This window comes from Bacillus sp. N1(2025), from assembly GCF_053470005.1.
Genome location: NZ_JBLTJB010000006.1, coordinates 194,188 through 210,194 on the forward strand (window position 1 = coordinate 194,188; position 16,007 = coordinate 210,194).

Sequence of the window (16,007 nt, forward strand, 5' to 3'; positions counted from 1 at the left end):
TAGCAGAAAAAGGAGGAATTCCGCAATGACAAAGATCAATAAGCTCATGACGTCAGACTTGCAATATTGTACAGTATTAGATAATGTATATGAAGCTGCGGTGAAGATGAAAGACGCGGATGTCGGCGCCATTCCGATAGTGGATGAAGACGGCGCGACCCTTGTCGGGATCGTGACAGACAGAGATCTCGTATTACGGGGAATTGCTTCAAAAAAGCCGAACTCTCAAAAAATAACCGACGCAATGACAGAGCGGGTTATCAGTGCAGAAGAAGACGCCTCTGTGGAGGAGGTGCTCCATTTGATGGCTGAACATCAGCTCAGAAGAATTCCCGTCACAAAGGATAAAAAACTGGTCGGCATTGTTACGCTCGGCGATCTTTCGTTGGCCGAGCAATCAAATGAGCAAGCAGGCCGGGCGCTGTCTGACATTTCTGAAGACGGCGGTCCGGAGGGGTTTATCCATTAAACATAAATCACGGACGATGCAAATAGGCTGTACTGTATAAGAGTAAACAAAAACAGAACGGTTTGAACATATGGGGGTGAGAGGTTGAAAAATATCGCAAGGGCTCTCGTTATCCTTTTGCTTATTTACGGAGCGTATGTTCTGTTTATACAATATGGATCGGCTCCTCAGAAAAAGACGGATCAGGAGGAGCCTCAGGTTTCCAATGAAGAAGAGAGCGGAAAACGGCTGAAAATGCCGTCATCCGGACTGCTTTCTCTCATGGGGAAATCTGCCGCCGATGTGAAAAAGAAACTTGGGGAACCGTCCCGGAAAGATCCTTCTGCCTACGATTACGAGTGGTGGGTGTACAACCAGGGGAAAGACCAATACGTACAAGTCGGTATTTTGAATGATAAAGCCGTGACTTTGTACGCTTCGGGAAGCGGCATCAACGCAAAACCGTTTAAGATCGGCGAATCGACGGGCGAAGTTTTTAAAACGACGCAGGTTTCTCCTTTTGTCAATGTGACTGACAAGGGAAACACGTATCGGTTCGAGTTTTCTGAAGAAGATATCAATACCCGTCCCACCGTCAAGATAGGCGGAATGTATGTTCAGCTGTACATGGACAAATTTGACGGGAATCTGTCAAGCATCAGGGCATTTGATGCGGAAACACTTGTGAAACAAAGGCCGTATGAAGTCATGTACAGAGGAAAGCTGACAGAACCCGAGCCAGTTTCTGATGAAAAATGGAACGACATTGAACGAGCGAGTGAGCAGCAGATTCTCGACATTACAAATGTCATCCGCGTGAAACACGGACTGGCAAGGCTGAAATGGGACGAAGGCGCCGCAAAAGTGGCATTCGGCCACAGCAAGGACATGAAGGATAACAAGTATTTCTCTCACGTCTCAAAGAAATACGGGACTCTGAAGGACCGCTTAGAAAAAGGCGATGTGAAATACCGGGAGGCCGGTGAAAATATTGCCTACAACTATGTGGACGGTCCTGCCGCCGTGGAGGGCTGGCTGAACAGCGAAGGCCACAGAAAGGCGCTGTTAAGCCCGGATTATACGCACCTCGGTGTCGGCGTGGACCGGAAGTATTATACGCAAAACTTCATTAAGCCTTGGCAGTAAAAACCGCAGAGGGGCGCGTCCCCCGCGGTTTTTTTATGTTTTTTCGCGAGCGGCGCTCCTGCTGAAAAAAATATACCTGCTTTTTTTCGCAATTTAGGCGAACATTAAGGCGAATGAACCGATACATTATAGCAGGCAAAACTTTTCGGAGGGGGTGAGAATTGTGGCGAATCAGCAATCACGGCAATCAATCGATGATTTTAAACAATTCGTAAAAAAGCATCCCAAACTGATCCAAAATGTTCGCAAGGAACAAAGGAGCTGGCAGGAAGTCTATGAAAATTGGGTTCTTCTGGGCGAGGATGATCCGATATGGGATCCTTTTAAAGACGAGGCCGTTCAGCCTTCTTCCGACGCGGAAACCAAACAGGAACCAGCTGAAAAAAACGATTTCGTTTCAAAAATGGTCACTGCCGTCAAAAAGATGGATATCAACCAAATGAATGAGCAGATCAATAAAATGAGCCAGTCCATTTCATCATTGCAAAGCCTTTTAAGCCAATTTTCGGGGAGCAGCACGAAGCAGCCCCGGCAAGGCTCCGGACAACATCCTTTTTCGTTCAGAAAGGATTAAAGAAGGGGATCGTGTATGCGAAAAGAGGTTCAGGAATTCATATCCGCAGATGAGGAACGGAAACGGTTTATACGGCAGCGTCCCGTCTGGTACCGCAGACTTGCGAGAAAACCGGACGATCTCAATTCCTTTCAGCTTGACATGATGAATTTTTATGAAAAGACGATACCGCATCGGGTAAGCCAATTCTCAAACGGGATTCAAATGGCGCAGATGATGATGCAGATGGTTCACGCCATGCGTTCACAGGATTAAAAAGCGTTTAAACGCCGCATTTTCCAATTGGGTGGTTTCATGGTAAACTAGCAACTGGAGGTGCGTATTTATGTATGCAACAATTGAGTCCGTCAAGCTTCAAAGTGAAGCGGAGCAGCTTGCCGGCATGATTCTGCAGTCTGAGACGGCTGAAAATTACCGCGATTGTTACAAGCGTCTCCGTGAAGATGAAGAGGCAGGGCGGATCATTCGTTCTTTTATGAGCGTTAAAGAGCAGTATGAGGATGTGCAGCGCTTTGGCAAATACCATCCTGATTATAGAGAGATTTCCCGCAAAATGAGAGAAATGAAGCGGGAACTGGATTTAAACGATAAGGTGGCCGAATTTAAAAAAGCGGAGACTGAGCTTCAGTCGCTGCTTGACGAGATCAGCATTGAACTCGGAACGGCCGTCTCGGAGCATGTAAAAGTTCCGACGGGGAATCCTTATTTTGACGGCCTGTCATCCTGCGGCGGCGGGTGCGGTTCCGGCGGCGGCTGCGGATGCAAAGTTTCCTGACGAGACGGCCGTCTCGTCTTTTACATAAAATGAACAGAAAGTCAGGCGGGTGATCATGATGGAAAATAAGCGCCAAGGCATAATCGTATATCTGCATTCTTTAAAACACAGCAAAATGCTGAGAAAATTCGGCAACGTTCATTATGTTTCCAAGCGGCTGAAATACGTTGTGCTGTATTGCGATATGGATCTAATCGAAAAAACAATGGAAAAGATTTCTTCTTATTCTTATGTGAAGAAGGTAGAGCCTTCTTATAAACCTTTTTTAAAGCTGGAATTTGAATCAAAGCTTGATAAAGCGAAAGAGTACGATTATAAAATCGGCATATAAAAAAATCCCCGCAGATACCTGCGGGGTCCTTCTATTCCTTAACAAGTTAAGGAGAAGGAAAAGGGAGAGGAGAAACCGGAGGAAGAACTTATGGGGAAACGTAAGTCTTCTCCGCGGTTGGCAACAACATCATTCATTGATGCTGTTACACTTAGTCTTGACAGGAATGTGAATATGTATACACGGTTTCACGTTCATTGTTTGAAAGAATGCTTTATGATAAGATAAGGATTGTTTTGATACATAACGGCTCAGCCGATGAGAAACATCAAAGTTTTCAGAAAAAGTGGTGTGAATAATGAGAGTAATTTCCGGTTCAAGAAAAGGACGAGCCTTAAAGGCTGTGCCGGGCACATCAACAAGGCCGACGACGGATAAAGTAAAAGAGTCTATTTTTAATATGATCGGCCCGTATTTTGACGGAGGAACGGGGCTGGATTTATTTGCGGGGAGCGGCGGTCTCGGGATTGAAGCGCTGTCGCGCGGATTTGACCGCTGTATCTTTGTGGATCGTGATTTCAAAGCCATCCAAACGGTAAAAGCGAATATCAAAGCGCTTGATCTGCTGTCTTCAGCGGAAGTATACCGCAATGATGCAGAGCGGGCTCTCTATGCCGCGGCGAAACGGGAAAAAGGTTTTGACGGAATTTTCTTAGATCCTCCGTATAAGGAGCAAAAGCTGAAAGCGCTTATCGAAATGATTGATGAGCAGAACATGCTGAATGAAGACGGTTTTGTCGTAGCCGAGCATGATAAAGCCGTTGCGCTTCCTGAAGCCGTCGGCGCGCTTTCCGTAACAAGAAGGGAAATTTACGGGCTTACAGGAGTGACGATATACCGAAATAGGGGGTAGTGATGTGGCAAGTATAGCTGTATGTCCCGGAAGTTTTGATCCCGTTACCTACGGACATCTGGACATTATCAGACGGGGGGCAAACGTGTTTGAGCAGGTGTACGTATGCGTGCTCAATAATTCTTCTAAGCAGCCGCTGTTTACAGTTGAGGAACGATGTGAGCTGTTAAGAGAAGTGACAAAAGACATACCGAATGTTACGGTCGAGACGTCACAGGGACTGTTAATCGACTATGCGAAAAAAAAGCGGGCGAAGGCGATTATCAGGGGGCTCAGAGCCGTTTCTGACTTCGAATATGAGATGCAGGGGACTTCCGTCAACCGCGTGCTCGACGAATCAATAGAAACTTTTTTTATGATGACGAACAATCAGTACTCTTTTTTAAGTTCAAGCATCGTAAAAGAAGTCGCAAAATATAACGGGCCTGTTTCAGAGTTTGTTCCTCCGGAAGTTGAACAGGCGCTGAAGCAGAAATTTAAAGGATGAGAAGCGCTGATTGGCGTCTCATCCTTTTTTTGTCCGTGCTGACAGCCTGTAACAATAAATCAATGCGTATACGGCGAGAGCTGTCAGCGTGATGGCGGGTCCGGTTTCAACAAGTGTATTCCATCCGCTGACGACAGCAGATACCGCTTCCTGATCGCGGAAAGGGAGGAATACGGACTGGTAAGGTTCGTCCAATGCAAGGTAAAGCGGCTTCCACAGTAAGAGAATAAAGAGTGCGGCATAAATGCCCTGAAGGATACGCGCCGCGAAAAACGGTTTAAAGCGGATATCTGTTTCCGATAAAATGCCGGCTACCTGGGCCTGTACGGAAAGGCCGCTGAACCCGAGAATAAAACTCACAATCATGGCTTTCGGCAGCAAGTCGGCATCAGCTTCACTGACCAGTTTGCTCCCAAGTGTAATTTCAAACATCCCGCTGATAAGAGGGATGTCCAGATTTGCCGGAAGATGAAAAAGCGAAAGCAGCGCGTTTGTAAATACAGAAAGCACATCCATGACTTGTACGATTGATAATAACCGGCTGAAAACCGAAAACAATATAATAAAACCGCCCACCATCAGCAAGGTTTGTACAGAAGAGGTGACGGCGTCGCCCAAAATTTTTCCGAGCGGCCGCTTTTCCGAAAGCCGCGCCTTGTGGAGGGCCAGAAATGCTTCCTTCAGAGAAGGGAGAGCGATCGTCTTTTTACCGGTATACGCCGCTTCTTCTTTCCGTCCGTATGAACGCATCGTCAGGCCGACGGCGATGTTTCCGAGATAGTGAGCCGATGCCAGCAGAATGCCGAGAGACGCGTTATGAAAAAAGCCGACTGCCACAGCAGCGAATATAAATAACGGATTGGATGAATTGGTAAAAGAGACGAGGCGTTCAGCCTCTACTCTGGAGATTTGTTTATCCTGGCGCAGCCGTGCAGTCAGCTTCGCGCCGGCCGGATTGCCTGAAGCCATGCCCATAGCCAGTACAAATCCGCCGACCCCCGGCACTCTGAAAATGGGACGCATAAAGGGTTCGAGTAAAAGGCCGACAAACTTGACAATGCCGAATCCGATTAAAAGCTCAGATAGAATAAAAAACGGAAGCAATGAAGGAAAAACTACCTCCCACCACATGGAAAGACCGGTTTTGGAGGCTTCGAATGAGGCCTGAGGGTGTGAAATAACCGTCGCCGTCAAAAAAATGAAAAACAATGAAATCAAAAATGTATGAAACTTAGACAAATTCATTCTTACCTCCCCGATGCTAAAATTGCACACTGACATTTATATCATGATAAAATATAGAACAGACCTTAAAGGCGGCCGGGCAAGTACCTATTTGTCATCCTGTACTAATATACGAGCATAGGGGTTCAATTTAGACCATAGAATTCATGTATAGGATGTCTATTAGGGGGTTCGTCGCGTTGGCCAAACCTACAATCGGGTTAGCGTTAGGTTCGGGAGGGGCAAGAGGCATCGCTCATCTCGGAGTGTTATCCAGTTTACATAAGCATCAGATTCCAATTGATATGATTGCCGGCAGCAGCATGGGAGCATTAGTCGGGAGCTTTTATGCGGCCGGGCATGACGTGGCCACGATGAAAAAAGTCGCTAAAGCATTTAAACGGCGGCTGTACGCGGATTATACGATGCCGAGGCTTGGTTTTTTAAAAGGAGACCGCATCAGGCAGCTCGTTCATGCCTATACGTACGGCAAGCCGATAGAAGAACTGCGGATCCCGCTCGGCATTGTGGCCTGCGACCTTCAGACCGGCGAAAAGCTTGTTTTTACGAAAGGTTCAGTATCCGAAGCCGTCCGAGCGAGCATCAGCATACCGGGCGTTTTCGTCCCGCAAAAAATGAACGGACGTATGTTAGTCGACGGCGCGGTGGTCGACAGAATACCGGTTTCCGCCGTAAAAGATATGGGTGCTGATATCGTCATCGCCTCTGACGTATCCCGGGTGAAAAAAACGGAAAAGGCGGCACATATTTTTGATGTAATCATGCAAAGTATGGATATACTGCAAAATGAATTGGTCCGTCACCAGACCATTGCCGCAGACGTCATGATCCGCCCTTCTCTTGAATCATTCAGCTCAAGTTCTTTTGCCAACATTGATCATATGATCACAGCGGGCGAAGAAGCCGCAGACCGGATGATCGGCCGGATTAAACAAGAAATAGAGAACTGGGAGGGCTAACTCATATGAAAGCAAAACATTTTCGCTGGGTGTTTATCATCCTGATCTTATTAATCGCTGTTACATTTATTAAGCTTCCGTATTACATCACACAGCCGGGAGAAGCATCAGAGCTGAGACCGCTGATTAAGGTGGACGGAGGCTATCCTGAAAAAGGAAGCCTTTCCTTGATGACTGTCAAAGTAGGCCCTGCCAATCCGTATACATATCTTTGGGCGAAAGTGCATCCTTACGATGAAATCGTCCCTGACGAAAGCATAAAAGAAGAGGGCGAATCGGACTCGGATTATATGAAGCGCCAGCTGCAAATGATGAAAAGCTCCCAAGAAAACGCGGTCATTGCCGCTTATCAAAAAGCCGGGAAACAGGTGAAATACTCATTTAACGGCATTTATGCCAGCTCAGTCGTCTCTGACATGCCGGCAAAAGGAAAAATAGAGGTCGGTGATAAAATCATCAGCGCGGACGGGAAAACATACGAATCCGCTGAAAAGCTGATTGATTATATCAGCAGCAAAAAAGCGGGGGAAAAAGTAACGTTTCACATTGAACGGGACACGAAAGAAAAGACCGTTGACATTGTGCTGAAATCATTCCCGGACGACCCGAAAAGAGCGGGAATCGGCGTCGCGTTATATACGGACCGGAACGTGAAAGTGAAGCCGGATCTTCATTTCAGCATTGAAAACATCGGCGGGCCTTCTGCGGGTCTCATGATGTCTTTAGAAATTTACAACCAGCTGACAAAACCTGACGAAACAAAAGGCTATAATATAGCCGGAACGGGGACAATCGACGTGGACGGCAAAGTCGGACCGATCGGCGGAATCGATCAGAAAGTCGTCGCCGCAGACAAAGCGGGAAAAGATATTTTCTTTGCGCCGAATCAAAACGGAGCTGAAAATTCTGATTACAAAAATGCGGTAAAAACGGCGAAAGCAATCAAGTCCGATATGAAGATCGTCCCTGTCGACACCATGCAGGACGCACTTGACTATTTGGATCAGATGAAAGTAAAAAGCACCTGATACAGTCAGGTGCTTTTTTTACGCATTCAAAAAACGCTTTTCGTCTTCATCATAGCGGATCGGGGCTTGTGAAAATTCCTGCTTCTCAAACAATGTGCGTTCAGGTTCTTTTATCGGCAGGCTGTAAACCCGTCCCGCCAGTATGTCCAGATCCAGAGCGGGATGAGAGAAAGAAGAGAGCTTGCTGACGAGAGGTGCGGTAAGCTCTTTTTTCTTTGCCGACAGGTACGCCTGTCCTTTTTTCGTCATTCCGAGAAGACGGATATAAGGAGCGCTTGAAGGCTGCAAGAGCCGATGCATGTCTTCTTTTTTCGTCCGTGTCAGAATGTGCGTGTTCATCCGCTGCAGCCTCGTCCACGTGTATCGTTTTGTTTTCAATCGTTCCATCATTTCGCGATAGGATCGGGCTTGTCTGATGGTGCGCAGAATTCTGTGCTCAAGGCCTTCTTCCACTTCATAGATTCGGCTCAATTCTTCAGCGGAAAGAGTGCTGAGGCTGTATTTTACATATGAAAAATAGTCTTCCGTGCTGTGCCATATTCCGTATGAATTTCTGTATGCCTCCAGCTGACGCGCAGATGCTTCCGGGAGAAAGCTCTTTGCGGCCGCCGTTCCTTTTTCTATCAGCGCTCTCCGGATGCTTGTTGCGCTGGCTATCCGGCTGTTATCTCCGGGAAGCTCGGCGTCATGATATTGGGAAGCGATTCTGGCTGTTGTATAAGGCTTCATAGCGGAACCGGAGGTGTGTATCGCTCTAACGTAGTGAAAACCGAGAATATTGTTCGGCTTGGACAAATCGAGCATGTCCCGCCCTTTGAATATGTGTGAAAAAGCTTTTGAGGCGGCGGCCGGATAGCTGAGACCCTTTTTCAGCTCCTCTTTCAGAATCAGGCTGCAGTCATCTTCCTTTCGGCTGAACGCTTCAGACGCTTCAATAAAGGGTTCGATCCGCCCGTTTTCGCTGCCGAAAAACAAGCTGCTGCATCCTAAATGATGAAGAAGCGAAACGCTGCCGCGCGCGAATAATTCCGCTTTTTGTACGGCATATATATAAGGGAGCTCAATGACGATATCCACGCCGTTTTCCAGCGCCATTTTTGTCCGGGCCCACTTTGAGACGGCGGCCGGTTCCCCGCGCTGCAAAAAAGGGCCGCTCATCACCGCCGCCGCGACGCTGCTGTCCGTTTTGATTTTTGCTTGTTCCGCATGATAGCGGTGTCCGTTATGAAAGGGATTATATTCAACAACCAGGCCGACTGCTTTCATATTTGTCCCGCCTTTCTTGCTATGTTTTGCTTCGTGTGGTACATTTGCAAATGAAGTGCATATTTTAGTCCGTTTCGTTTAGTGTATGCATAGCCTATCCGGCTGTCAACGATTGCATGACGGCGGCATTATGCTGTAAAGAAAAAATATTGACAAAAACATTCTGAAAAGCTATAATCATGTTTGTTGCTTTCCTGAGGTGATACAAATGAAATGGACGATTTATCAGCTTCATCAAATGGCGAAAAAGAGCTTTGAATTTGATGAAACAGTTGAGTTAAATGAGCTGACAAAATTGAATTCTGACATCCGCCGCATTTCTCCCGTCCAGGTGAAGGGCCGCGCGGAGATTGAATCCAAGCAAGTTTCGTTTGACTTTACGATTTCAGGCGAAATGGTTTTGCCGTGCTCAAGAACTTTAGTTGATGTGCCGTATCCATTTACAATCGCGACAAAAGAACTGTTTAGATTTCATAAGTCGGATGATATAGAAGATGAGGACGTTCATATTGCTGAAGACGATACCGTCGACTTAACTCCGATCGTAAAAGAAGAGATTCTTTTAGAAATTCCTATGCAAGTCTTTTGTGAAACTGAACAAAAAGAAGGAGCCGCTCCCCAAGTGGGGAAGGATTGGCAAGTGATTTCTGAGGAAGACAAGAAAAATCAAATCGACCCCAGACTTGCGGATCTGAAAAAGCTCTTAACACAAGATGATGAATCTTAACTCTTTAAGGAGGTGGGAATAATGGCTGTACCTTTTAGAAGAACTTCTAAAATGAAAAAAAGATTGCGCCGTACACATTTCAAACTAAATGTACCTGGTATGACAGAATGCCCGTCATGCGGAGAGATGAAATTGTCTCACCGTGTATGTAAAGCATGCGGATCATACAACGGCAAAGACATAAATGTTAAAAGCAATTAATGTATGAAGAAAAGCGCGGGAATCTCGGTTCCTGCGCTTTTCTTTTTTTTTGCCCCTCCGGCCTGCTTCCGCCGAAAAAATTGTGAGCCCCAGTAGTCTATCTAATCTATCAGCGGCATATGTATGAGGTAAATGAGCAAATATGGAGGGAGATACGATTGACGATAACGAGACAAGACGCGTGGACGCAAGATGAAGATTTGCTGCTGGCCGAAGTGGTGCTCAGGCATATTCGGGAAGGCGGGACCCAGCTTTCCGCTTTTGAAGAAGTCGGCAGAGCGCTGACGAGAACGGCTGCCGCCTGCGGGTTCAGATGGAATTCTTATGTCAGAAAACAATATCAGTCAGGGATAGAACTGGCGAAAAAACAGCGGAAGGAATTAAGAAAGCAGATCGGGGTGCATTCCGCCAATATGCCGGGAACCGTCAAACAGCCTCCGATCCGCAGGGCGGAAGGAGAAAAAGAGCTGTCCATTGATGATGTCATTTTGTTTCTGCAGCAATTTAAAGAGTCGCCGGCCGCAGCGGATGTGCGTCATGAAAAAGAAAAACTCACAGAACAGCTGACCGCGCTGCAAAAAGAAGTCGAGGATCTGCGTGAGGAAAATGAAAGCTTGAGAAACAAGCTGGAGATGACGGAAGAAGATTATAAAGCGCTAATTGACATTATGGACAGAGCGAGAAGGATGGTCAATTCAAAAGAAGACGACAGAAAATCGGCGCAGAGCCTGTAAAATGAACCGGCCTGGGGGCGGCGCCCCGCCGGTTTTTTATTATGCCGTTTCTCCGGATGTCATTTCACCGTCCATATCGGGATGCCAGATATAAGGATTTTCTCCTTTATCACGCGCCATATCATATTTAACGGGCTCAAAATTCATCTTATCCCAGAAATCTGCTGATTTCATGCGTGAATTTGTCCTGATCGGCATTCTGAAGGATTTTGCAAAATCAACAAGCGCTTTTCCGTATCCGTTATTTTGATAGCCCGGAAGAACCTCAAGCTTCCAAAGTTCCAAAAAGTCCTGACGCTGATCAAAATACGGATTCGCACCTCCGTTTACCTGATATAAACTCATTCTCGCCACTAGTTTATCCCCGAAGTAAATCCCGTAAAAAGGCGAGGTGCTGTCATTTTCAATGATATTATCCTGAAGATCTTCAAGCATCGACAGCTCCTGCATCCCGTATTCCTTAAACCTTTTAAATTCTTCGAGTGTCTTAAAGTTGATGAGCAGTCGCTCTATTTTCAACACAAACTCCCCCTTTGTTGTGTTCTACCATTATTGTAAACGCTTTAATTGAAAATTCCAACTATAATATGCTTGCCAGTCTTTTTGCTCAAAACGAAATTGAAGTAATTTGCGGCGGCTTCTGCTATGATAATATGGAAAAATGCAGATATAGGGTGTGACAGTGTGAAAATCGGAATTATCGGCGGCGGAGCGGTAGGCCTTTTATGTGCTTACTACTTATCGTCCCGCCATCAGGTAACGGTCATTACGCGGCGGACGGAGCAGGCTGATGCGATTAACTCAGGCGGTATACGGCTTTTGAAAGACGGAATAGAATGTACGGCGGCATGCAGAGCACAAACAGGCATCACTTCCGGATTCGACCTTTTAATCGCAGCCGTTAAACAGCATCAGCTCAGTGCTGTGCTGCGGGATCTTGAGACGATAAAAGGGACGAATGTGCTGTTTTTGCAAAACGGCATGGGACACATACACGACATGAAAGATTGGCAAACAGATCATTCGCTTTATGCCGGCACAGTTGAGCACGGAGCAAAAAAGATATCAGATCATGCCGTTGAACATACGGGAGCGGGAGCCGTAAGATGGAGTGTATTCAGCGCATCCCGGCCGGAAACGATCAAAAGCATCTTTTCCGGCATGCACCGGGATTTTCCCGTATATGATGAAAACGACTGGTATCGGCTGTTAACGGGAAAACTGATCATAAATGTATGCATCAACCCGTTAACTGCATTGCTGCGCGTGAAAAACGGAGAGCTGTTAAGAAATGACGCTTACAAAAAGTATATGAGAAACGTATTTGAAGAAGCGGAGACAATTCTTGGCCTCGCCGATAGAGAAAAAGCGTGGAACAAGGTTTGCGAAGTGTGCAGACTGACGGAAAAAAATCATTCTTCCATGCTCGTCGATATCATGGCAGGCAGGCGGACAGAGGTTGATGCGATTATCGGCTACCTTGTAAAAGAAGCGGAAAGCTGCGGATTGCCGGCCGTTCATCTCACGTTTTTACACCGCAGCATAAAAGCGTTAGAAAGAAACTGAAACAAAGTCTTTTGAGGTTTTCCGGTAACATGCTATACTCATTTCGGAAACCTAACTATTTATTGGAGAAAGGAAGTTCCAGACAGATGCAGCTAACTGAACTTTCCATCAAAAGTCAAAATAAGTTTGTGCAGCACTATATAGATGGAGAAAACATGTCTTCATTTTTTGATTATGATATTCATTCAGAGGACGTATGGCAAAAGCGGCTCCATGACTTGTCTTCGCGGCCGTTTGCCAGAGAGGAATTAGCGGATTATTTATCCTCCTATCACGAAAAATTTCACTCCGCCGCCATGCAGGCCTCCATCGAAAAACTGAGAGATCCAAAAAGCGCAGCGGTTGTAGGCGGCCAGCAGGCCGGTCTTTTAACGGGGCCTCTTTACACCATACATAAAATTATCTCCATTATCGTACTTGCCAGACAGCAGGAAGAGGCGTTACAGATTCCTGTCGTTCCGATTTTCTGGGTGGCGGGTGAAGATCACGATCTGGAAGAAATCAATTTTGTGCATACGTCAACAGAGAATAAAGGTCCGGTGAAACAGAAACTGCCGCAGTCGTACTGGAAAAAAACATCGGCGGCTAAAACCGAGCTTGATCAGGAAAAATGCGCGGCTTGGATTGATGAAGTGTTCGCTGCTTTTGAGGAAACGGATCACACAAACACACTCCTTCAAAACGTGAAGCGATGTTTACGCTCATCAGAGACATTCACGGACTTTTTTGAGCTGTTGATCGCCGACTTGTTTCAAGAAGAAGGCCTTATTCTGATGAATTCGGGAGATCCGGGGATTAAAAAGCTCGAAACGGGTATGTTTCAGCAGATTTTAAAACACAATCATGAGCTTGCCAAAGCCGTTTCAGACCAGCAGCGTTTTATGCGGGAAGCCGGTTATCAACCGATTATTGAATCGGACAAAGATCAGGCCAATCTGTTTTACGAACATGAGGGAGAGCGTTTCTTAATTGAAAAAGAAAACGGCGTTTTTGTCATTAAGGAGCTTGACCTGAAGTGGACGAACGACGAGCTTCATTCCCATATGGAAGAAAAACCGGAATGTTTCAGCAATAACGTTGTGACAAGGCCGCTTATGCAGGAGTTTCTCATCCCGACTCTGGCGTTTATCGCGGGACCGGGGGAGATCAATTATTGGGGTGAGCTGAAGCAGGCTTTCTCATTAATGGGCTTTCGCATGACGCCGGTAGTGCCGAGACTGAACATTACGATTCTTGAGCGCCATATTGAAAAGAAGCTTTCAGAACGGAATATCCCGCTTCAGGAAGCGATCGAACACGGCACCGGACACCTGAAAGACAATTATTTTGAAGAGCAGATTCCGGAAGAGTTTTCTTCTGTAATGGAGCAGGCGAAGTCTCAGATTGAAGCTGTCCATAAAAGCGCAAGGGACGAAGCGCTGAAGGTCGATTCAAGCCTTGAGCCGCTCTTACAGAAGAATGCCGCTTTCATTCAAGATCAGCTCTTGTTTTTAGAACGGACGGTAACGAAAAGAATTGAAGAAAAAGAAGGCTTTGTGCTGCGTGACTATGAAAGAATCCAAAACAGCATCAGACCGCTCGGCGCTCCGCAGGAACGGATTTGGAATGTGATGTATTATCTGAACCGCTACGGTCCAAAATTCTTCACAACCTTCAAACATCTGCCATTTTCTTTTCAAAACCAACATCAGATTGTCAAACTTTGAAATAAAGTTTTAAAGAACCCTGAATAGTTCAGGGTTTTTTTTTATGTGTAAACAGTGTAAAATGAGGTTGTGGAGAGAAGTGGCGGATAGTGGTGAGTTTAGGGGAGAAAGTGGGGGTCCTTATCATGTTTATGGGTGAATACCGGCATACAATTGATGCAAAGGGCCGCATGATCGTACCCGCAAAATTCAGAGAAGGCCTCGGTGAGCAGTTTGTGCTGACCAGAGGACTGGACCAATGCCTTTTCGGCTATCCGATGAATGAATGGAAGCTGATTGAAGAAAAGCTGAAGGCTCTGCCGCTCACCAAAAAAGACGCCCGCGCATTTACCCGATTCTTTTTTTCCGGTGCGACCGAATGCGAACTGGACAAGCAGGGAAGGGTTAATATTGCGTCATCTCTTCTGAATTACGCAAAACTGGAAAAAGAATGTGTTGTCATCGGGGTTTCCAATCGAATTGAATTGTGGAGTAAGGTAATATGGGAACAATACACAGAAGAGCAAGAAGATTCATTCGCTGAAATTGCTGAAAACATGATTGGATTTGATATATAATGGATCTTCGTGCATCACAACAACAACTGACAATTCAATTCATTCCTTATAAAGGTGGGACCGACACAAATGTTTCAGCATAAGACAGTACTTCTTCGTGAAACCGTCGACGGTTTAAATATCAAACCGGACGGAACCTATGTGGACTGCACCCTTGGCGGCGCCGGGCACAGTACATATTTATTGCAGCAATTATCGGAAAAAGGACGCTTGATCGCCTTTGACCAAGATGACACAGCACTTGAAAACGCAAAGAAAACATTGTCCGAATACAAAGGACAGCTTATTCTGGTGAAAAGCAACTTTCGTTATTTAAAAGAGTGTTTACATGAACACGGCATTACGAGTGTCGACGGAATTTTATTTGATTTAGGAGTATCCTCTCCGCAGCTTGATACACCGGAACGGGGATTCAGCTATCATCATGACGCACCGCTGGACATGAGGATGGACCAGTCGGCCGCCCTTACGGCGAAAGAAGTCGTAAATGAATGGCGGTATGAGGACCTTGTGAGGATTTTCTTTAAATACGGAGAAGAAAAATTCAGCAAGCAGATCGCCCGAAAAATTGAAGAGGCTAGAGAAAAATCGCCTATTCAAACAACCGACCAACTGGTCGATCTAATAAAGGACGCGATACCTGCTCCGGCGAGAAGAAGCGGAGGTCATCCGGCCAAACGTGTATTCCAAGCCATTCGAATCGCCGTAAACGACGAGCTTCAAGTATTTGAAGAGGCCCTCTTGCAAGCGATAGAGGTGCTGAAGCCGGGCGGAAGGGTGTCTGTGATCACTTTTCACTCGCTGGAAGACAGAATGTGCAAGACGACATTCAAGGAAAAATCATCACTTCCCGAACTGCCTCCGGGTCTTCCCGTGATACCGGAAGAATTTGAACCGGAATTAAAACTGATTACGAGAAAGCCCATTACGGCATCAAAAGAGGAGCTTGAAGAAAATAACCGCGCCCGGTCAGCGAAGCTCCGCATTGCGGAGAAACGAAAATAACGGGCAGCAAATGACAACATTAAAGGAGGTCATCAGCCTATGAGCAACTTAGCTTACCAGCAGGAAAAACAACAACGGCCAGTGATAAGTCCCGAAAAAAAGGTGATTGTCAAAAAAAGGGCTTCCATTACACTCGGGGAAAAGGTGCTGCTCGTCCTGTTTGCCATTGCCGTTCTCTCCACATCAATGTTTATCGTATCAAAGGCATACGCGGCGTACCAATCCAATATTGAGGTGCAAAAACTGGAGGAGAAAGTATCTGAGAAGAATAAGCAGATCGGTGATCTCGAAAAGACGGCTGCTGACTTAAGCCAGCCGCAGCGCCTGATGGATATCGCCAAAAAGCACGGTTTGAATCTGAAAGATAAAAAAGTGAAAAACATACAGGAATGATAACCC

21 protein-coding genes are annotated in these 16,007 nt (G+C 46.2%); 18 read left to right on the top strand and 3 right to left on the bottom strand.

The features are described 5' to 3' along the window. The first annotated feature begins 25 nt into the window (after positions 1 to 25). The 8 genes from ACNFN4_RS15115 (at position 26) to coaD (ending at position 4,614) form a co-directional block, all read left to right on the top strand. Positions 26 to 469: a CBS domain-containing protein gene (locus tag ACNFN4_RS15115; RefSeq protein WP_014417702.1), complete on the top strand. Its 444-nt coding sequence runs from the start codon at positions 26 to 28 to the stop codon at positions 467 to 469. Positions 470 to 553: 84 nt separating this feature from the next. Beyond that, positions 554 to 1,594: a CAP domain-containing protein gene (locus tag ACNFN4_RS15120; RefSeq protein ID WP_014417703.1), complete on the top strand. Its 1,041-nt coding sequence runs from the start codon at positions 554 to 556 to the stop codon at positions 1,592 to 1,594. Between the two features lie 163 nt (positions 1,595 to 1,757). Next, a complete protein-coding gene (locus ACNFN4_RS15125) occupies positions 1,758 to 2,168 on the top strand; it encodes a YlbD family protein (RefSeq protein ID WP_007409691.1) in 411 nt (136 codons plus the stop codon). Positions 2,169 to 2,183: 15 nt separating this feature from the next. Further along, a complete protein-coding gene (locus ACNFN4_RS15130) occupies positions 2,184 to 2,423 on the top strand; it encodes a YlbE-like family protein (RefSeq protein ID WP_003154475.1) in 240 nt (79 codons plus the stop codon). A 70-nt stretch (positions 2,424 to 2,493) separates the two neighbouring features. Beyond that, positions 2,494 to 2,943 (top strand): YlbF family regulator, encoded by a 450-nt coding sequence (locus tag ACNFN4_RS15135; RefSeq protein WP_003154472.1) that lies wholly within the window; start codon positions 2,494 to 2,496, stop codon positions 2,941 to 2,943. Between the two features lie 58 nt (positions 2,944 to 3,001). Further along, positions 3,002 to 3,274, top strand: coding sequence for a YlbG family protein (locus ACNFN4_RS15140; RefSeq protein ID WP_014417705.1), 273 nt, complete (start codon positions 3,002 to 3,004; stop codon positions 3,272 to 3,274). A 298-nt stretch (positions 3,275 to 3,572) separates the two neighbouring features. Then, positions 3,573 to 4,127, top strand: a complete 555-nt coding sequence (gene rsmD / locus ACNFN4_RS15145; RefSeq protein WP_007409693.1) for a 16S rRNA (guanine(966)-N(2))-methyltransferase RsmD — start codon at positions 3,573 to 3,575, stop codon at positions 4,125 to 4,127. Between the two features lie 4 nt (positions 4,128 to 4,131). Beyond that, complete coding sequence (gene coaD, locus ACNFN4_RS15150) at positions 4,132 to 4,614, top strand: pantetheine-phosphate adenylyltransferase (protein ID WP_014417707.1); 483 nt, start codon at positions 4,132 to 4,134, stop codon at positions 4,612 to 4,614. Positions 4,615 to 4,632: 18 nt separating this feature from the next. Here coaD and ylbJ read toward each other — a convergent pair whose 3' ends face one another. Further along, positions 4,633 to 5,859, bottom strand: coding sequence for a sporulation integral membrane protein YlbJ (ylbJ, locus tag ACNFN4_RS15155; protein WP_053573413.1), 1,227 nt, complete (start codon positions 5,857 to 5,859; stop codon positions 4,633 to 4,635). Between the two features lie 179 nt (positions 5,860 to 6,038). Between ylbJ and ACNFN4_RS15160 the strand changes: the two genes are divergently transcribed. Both ACNFN4_RS15160 and ACNFN4_RS15165 read left to right on the top strand, forming a co-directional pair. After that, entirely contained in the window at positions 6,039 to 6,818 is a 780-nt protein-coding gene (locus ACNFN4_RS15160; RefSeq protein WP_014304961.1) for a patatin family protein, read from the top strand. 5 nt (positions 6,819 to 6,823) lie between these two features. Then, positions 6,824 to 7,846: a SepM family pheromone-processing serine protease gene (locus ACNFN4_RS15165; RefSeq protein ID WP_182072684.1), complete on the top strand. Its 1,023-nt coding sequence runs from the start codon at positions 6,824 to 6,826 to the stop codon at positions 7,844 to 7,846. 18 nt (positions 7,847 to 7,864) lie between these two features. On the opposite strand, the gene ACNFN4_RS15170 is transcribed toward ACNFN4_RS15165, so the two are convergent. After that, positions 7,865 to 9,112: a nucleotidyltransferase gene (locus tag ACNFN4_RS15170; RefSeq protein ID WP_021493721.1), complete on the bottom strand. Its 1,248-nt coding sequence runs from the start codon at positions 9,110 to 9,112 to the stop codon at positions 7,865 to 7,867. A 208-nt stretch (positions 9,113 to 9,320) separates the two neighbouring features. Here ACNFN4_RS15170 and ACNFN4_RS15175 point away from each other — a divergent pair, with 208 nt between their 5' ends. The 3 genes from ACNFN4_RS15175 (at position 9,321) to gerR (ending at position 10,774) form a co-directional block, all read left to right on the top strand. Then, positions 9,321 to 9,839: a YceD family protein gene (locus tag ACNFN4_RS15175; protein WP_053285001.1), complete on the top strand. Its 519-nt coding sequence runs from the start codon at positions 9,321 to 9,323 to the stop codon at positions 9,837 to 9,839. Positions 9,840 to 9,860: 21 nt separating this feature from the next. Next, positions 9,861 to 10,040, top strand: a complete 180-nt coding sequence (gene rpmF, locus ACNFN4_RS15180) for a 50S ribosomal protein L32 (protein ID WP_003154457.1) — start codon at positions 9,861 to 9,863, stop codon at positions 10,038 to 10,040. Between the two features lie 158 nt (positions 10,041 to 10,198). Continuing rightward, positions 10,199 to 10,774, top strand: coding sequence for a sporulation-specific transcriptional regulator GerR (gene gerR / locus ACNFN4_RS15185; protein ID WP_014417712.1), 576 nt, complete (start codon positions 10,199 to 10,201; stop codon positions 10,772 to 10,774). 39 nt (positions 10,775 to 10,813) lie between these two features. On the opposite strand, the gene ACNFN4_RS15190 is transcribed toward gerR, so the two are convergent. Further along, complete coding sequence (locus ACNFN4_RS15190; RefSeq protein ID WP_007611262.1) at positions 10,814 to 11,296, bottom strand: N-acetyltransferase; 483 nt, start codon at positions 11,294 to 11,296, stop codon at positions 10,814 to 10,816. Positions 11,297 to 11,458: 162 nt separating this feature from the next. Here ACNFN4_RS15190 and ACNFN4_RS15195 point away from each other — a divergent pair, with 162 nt between their 5' ends. The 5 genes from ACNFN4_RS15195 (at position 11,459) to ftsL (ending at position 16,001) form a co-directional block, all read left to right on the top strand. Continuing rightward, entirely contained in the window at positions 11,459 to 12,340 is an 882-nt protein-coding gene (locus ACNFN4_RS15195) for a 2-dehydropantoate 2-reductase (RefSeq protein ID WP_031303996.1), read from the top strand. An 86-nt stretch (positions 12,341 to 12,426) separates the two neighbouring features. Beyond that, a complete protein-coding gene (gene bshC / locus ACNFN4_RS15200) occupies positions 12,427 to 14,046 on the top strand; it encodes a bacillithiol biosynthesis cysteine-adding enzyme BshC (RefSeq protein WP_232489723.1) in 1,620 nt (539 codons plus the stop codon). A 125-nt stretch (positions 14,047 to 14,171) separates the two neighbouring features. Next, positions 14,172 to 14,603 (top strand): division/cell wall cluster transcriptional repressor MraZ, encoded by a 432-nt coding sequence (gene mraZ / locus ACNFN4_RS15205; RefSeq protein WP_003154445.1) that lies wholly within the window; start codon positions 14,172 to 14,174, stop codon positions 14,601 to 14,603. A 69-nt stretch (positions 14,604 to 14,672) separates the two neighbouring features. Next, positions 14,673 to 15,608, top strand: a complete 936-nt coding sequence (gene rsmH, locus ACNFN4_RS15210; protein ID WP_448200286.1) for a 16S rRNA (cytosine(1402)-N(4))-methyltransferase RsmH — start codon at positions 14,673 to 14,675, stop codon at positions 15,606 to 15,608. A gap of 39 nt (positions 15,609 to 15,647) precedes the next feature. Next, complete coding sequence (gene ftsL / locus ACNFN4_RS15215) at positions 15,648 to 16,001, top strand: cell division protein FtsL (RefSeq protein ID WP_003154442.1); 354 nt, start codon at positions 15,648 to 15,650, stop codon at positions 15,999 to 16,001. The last annotated feature ends 6 nt before the right edge of the window (positions 16,002 to 16,007 follow it).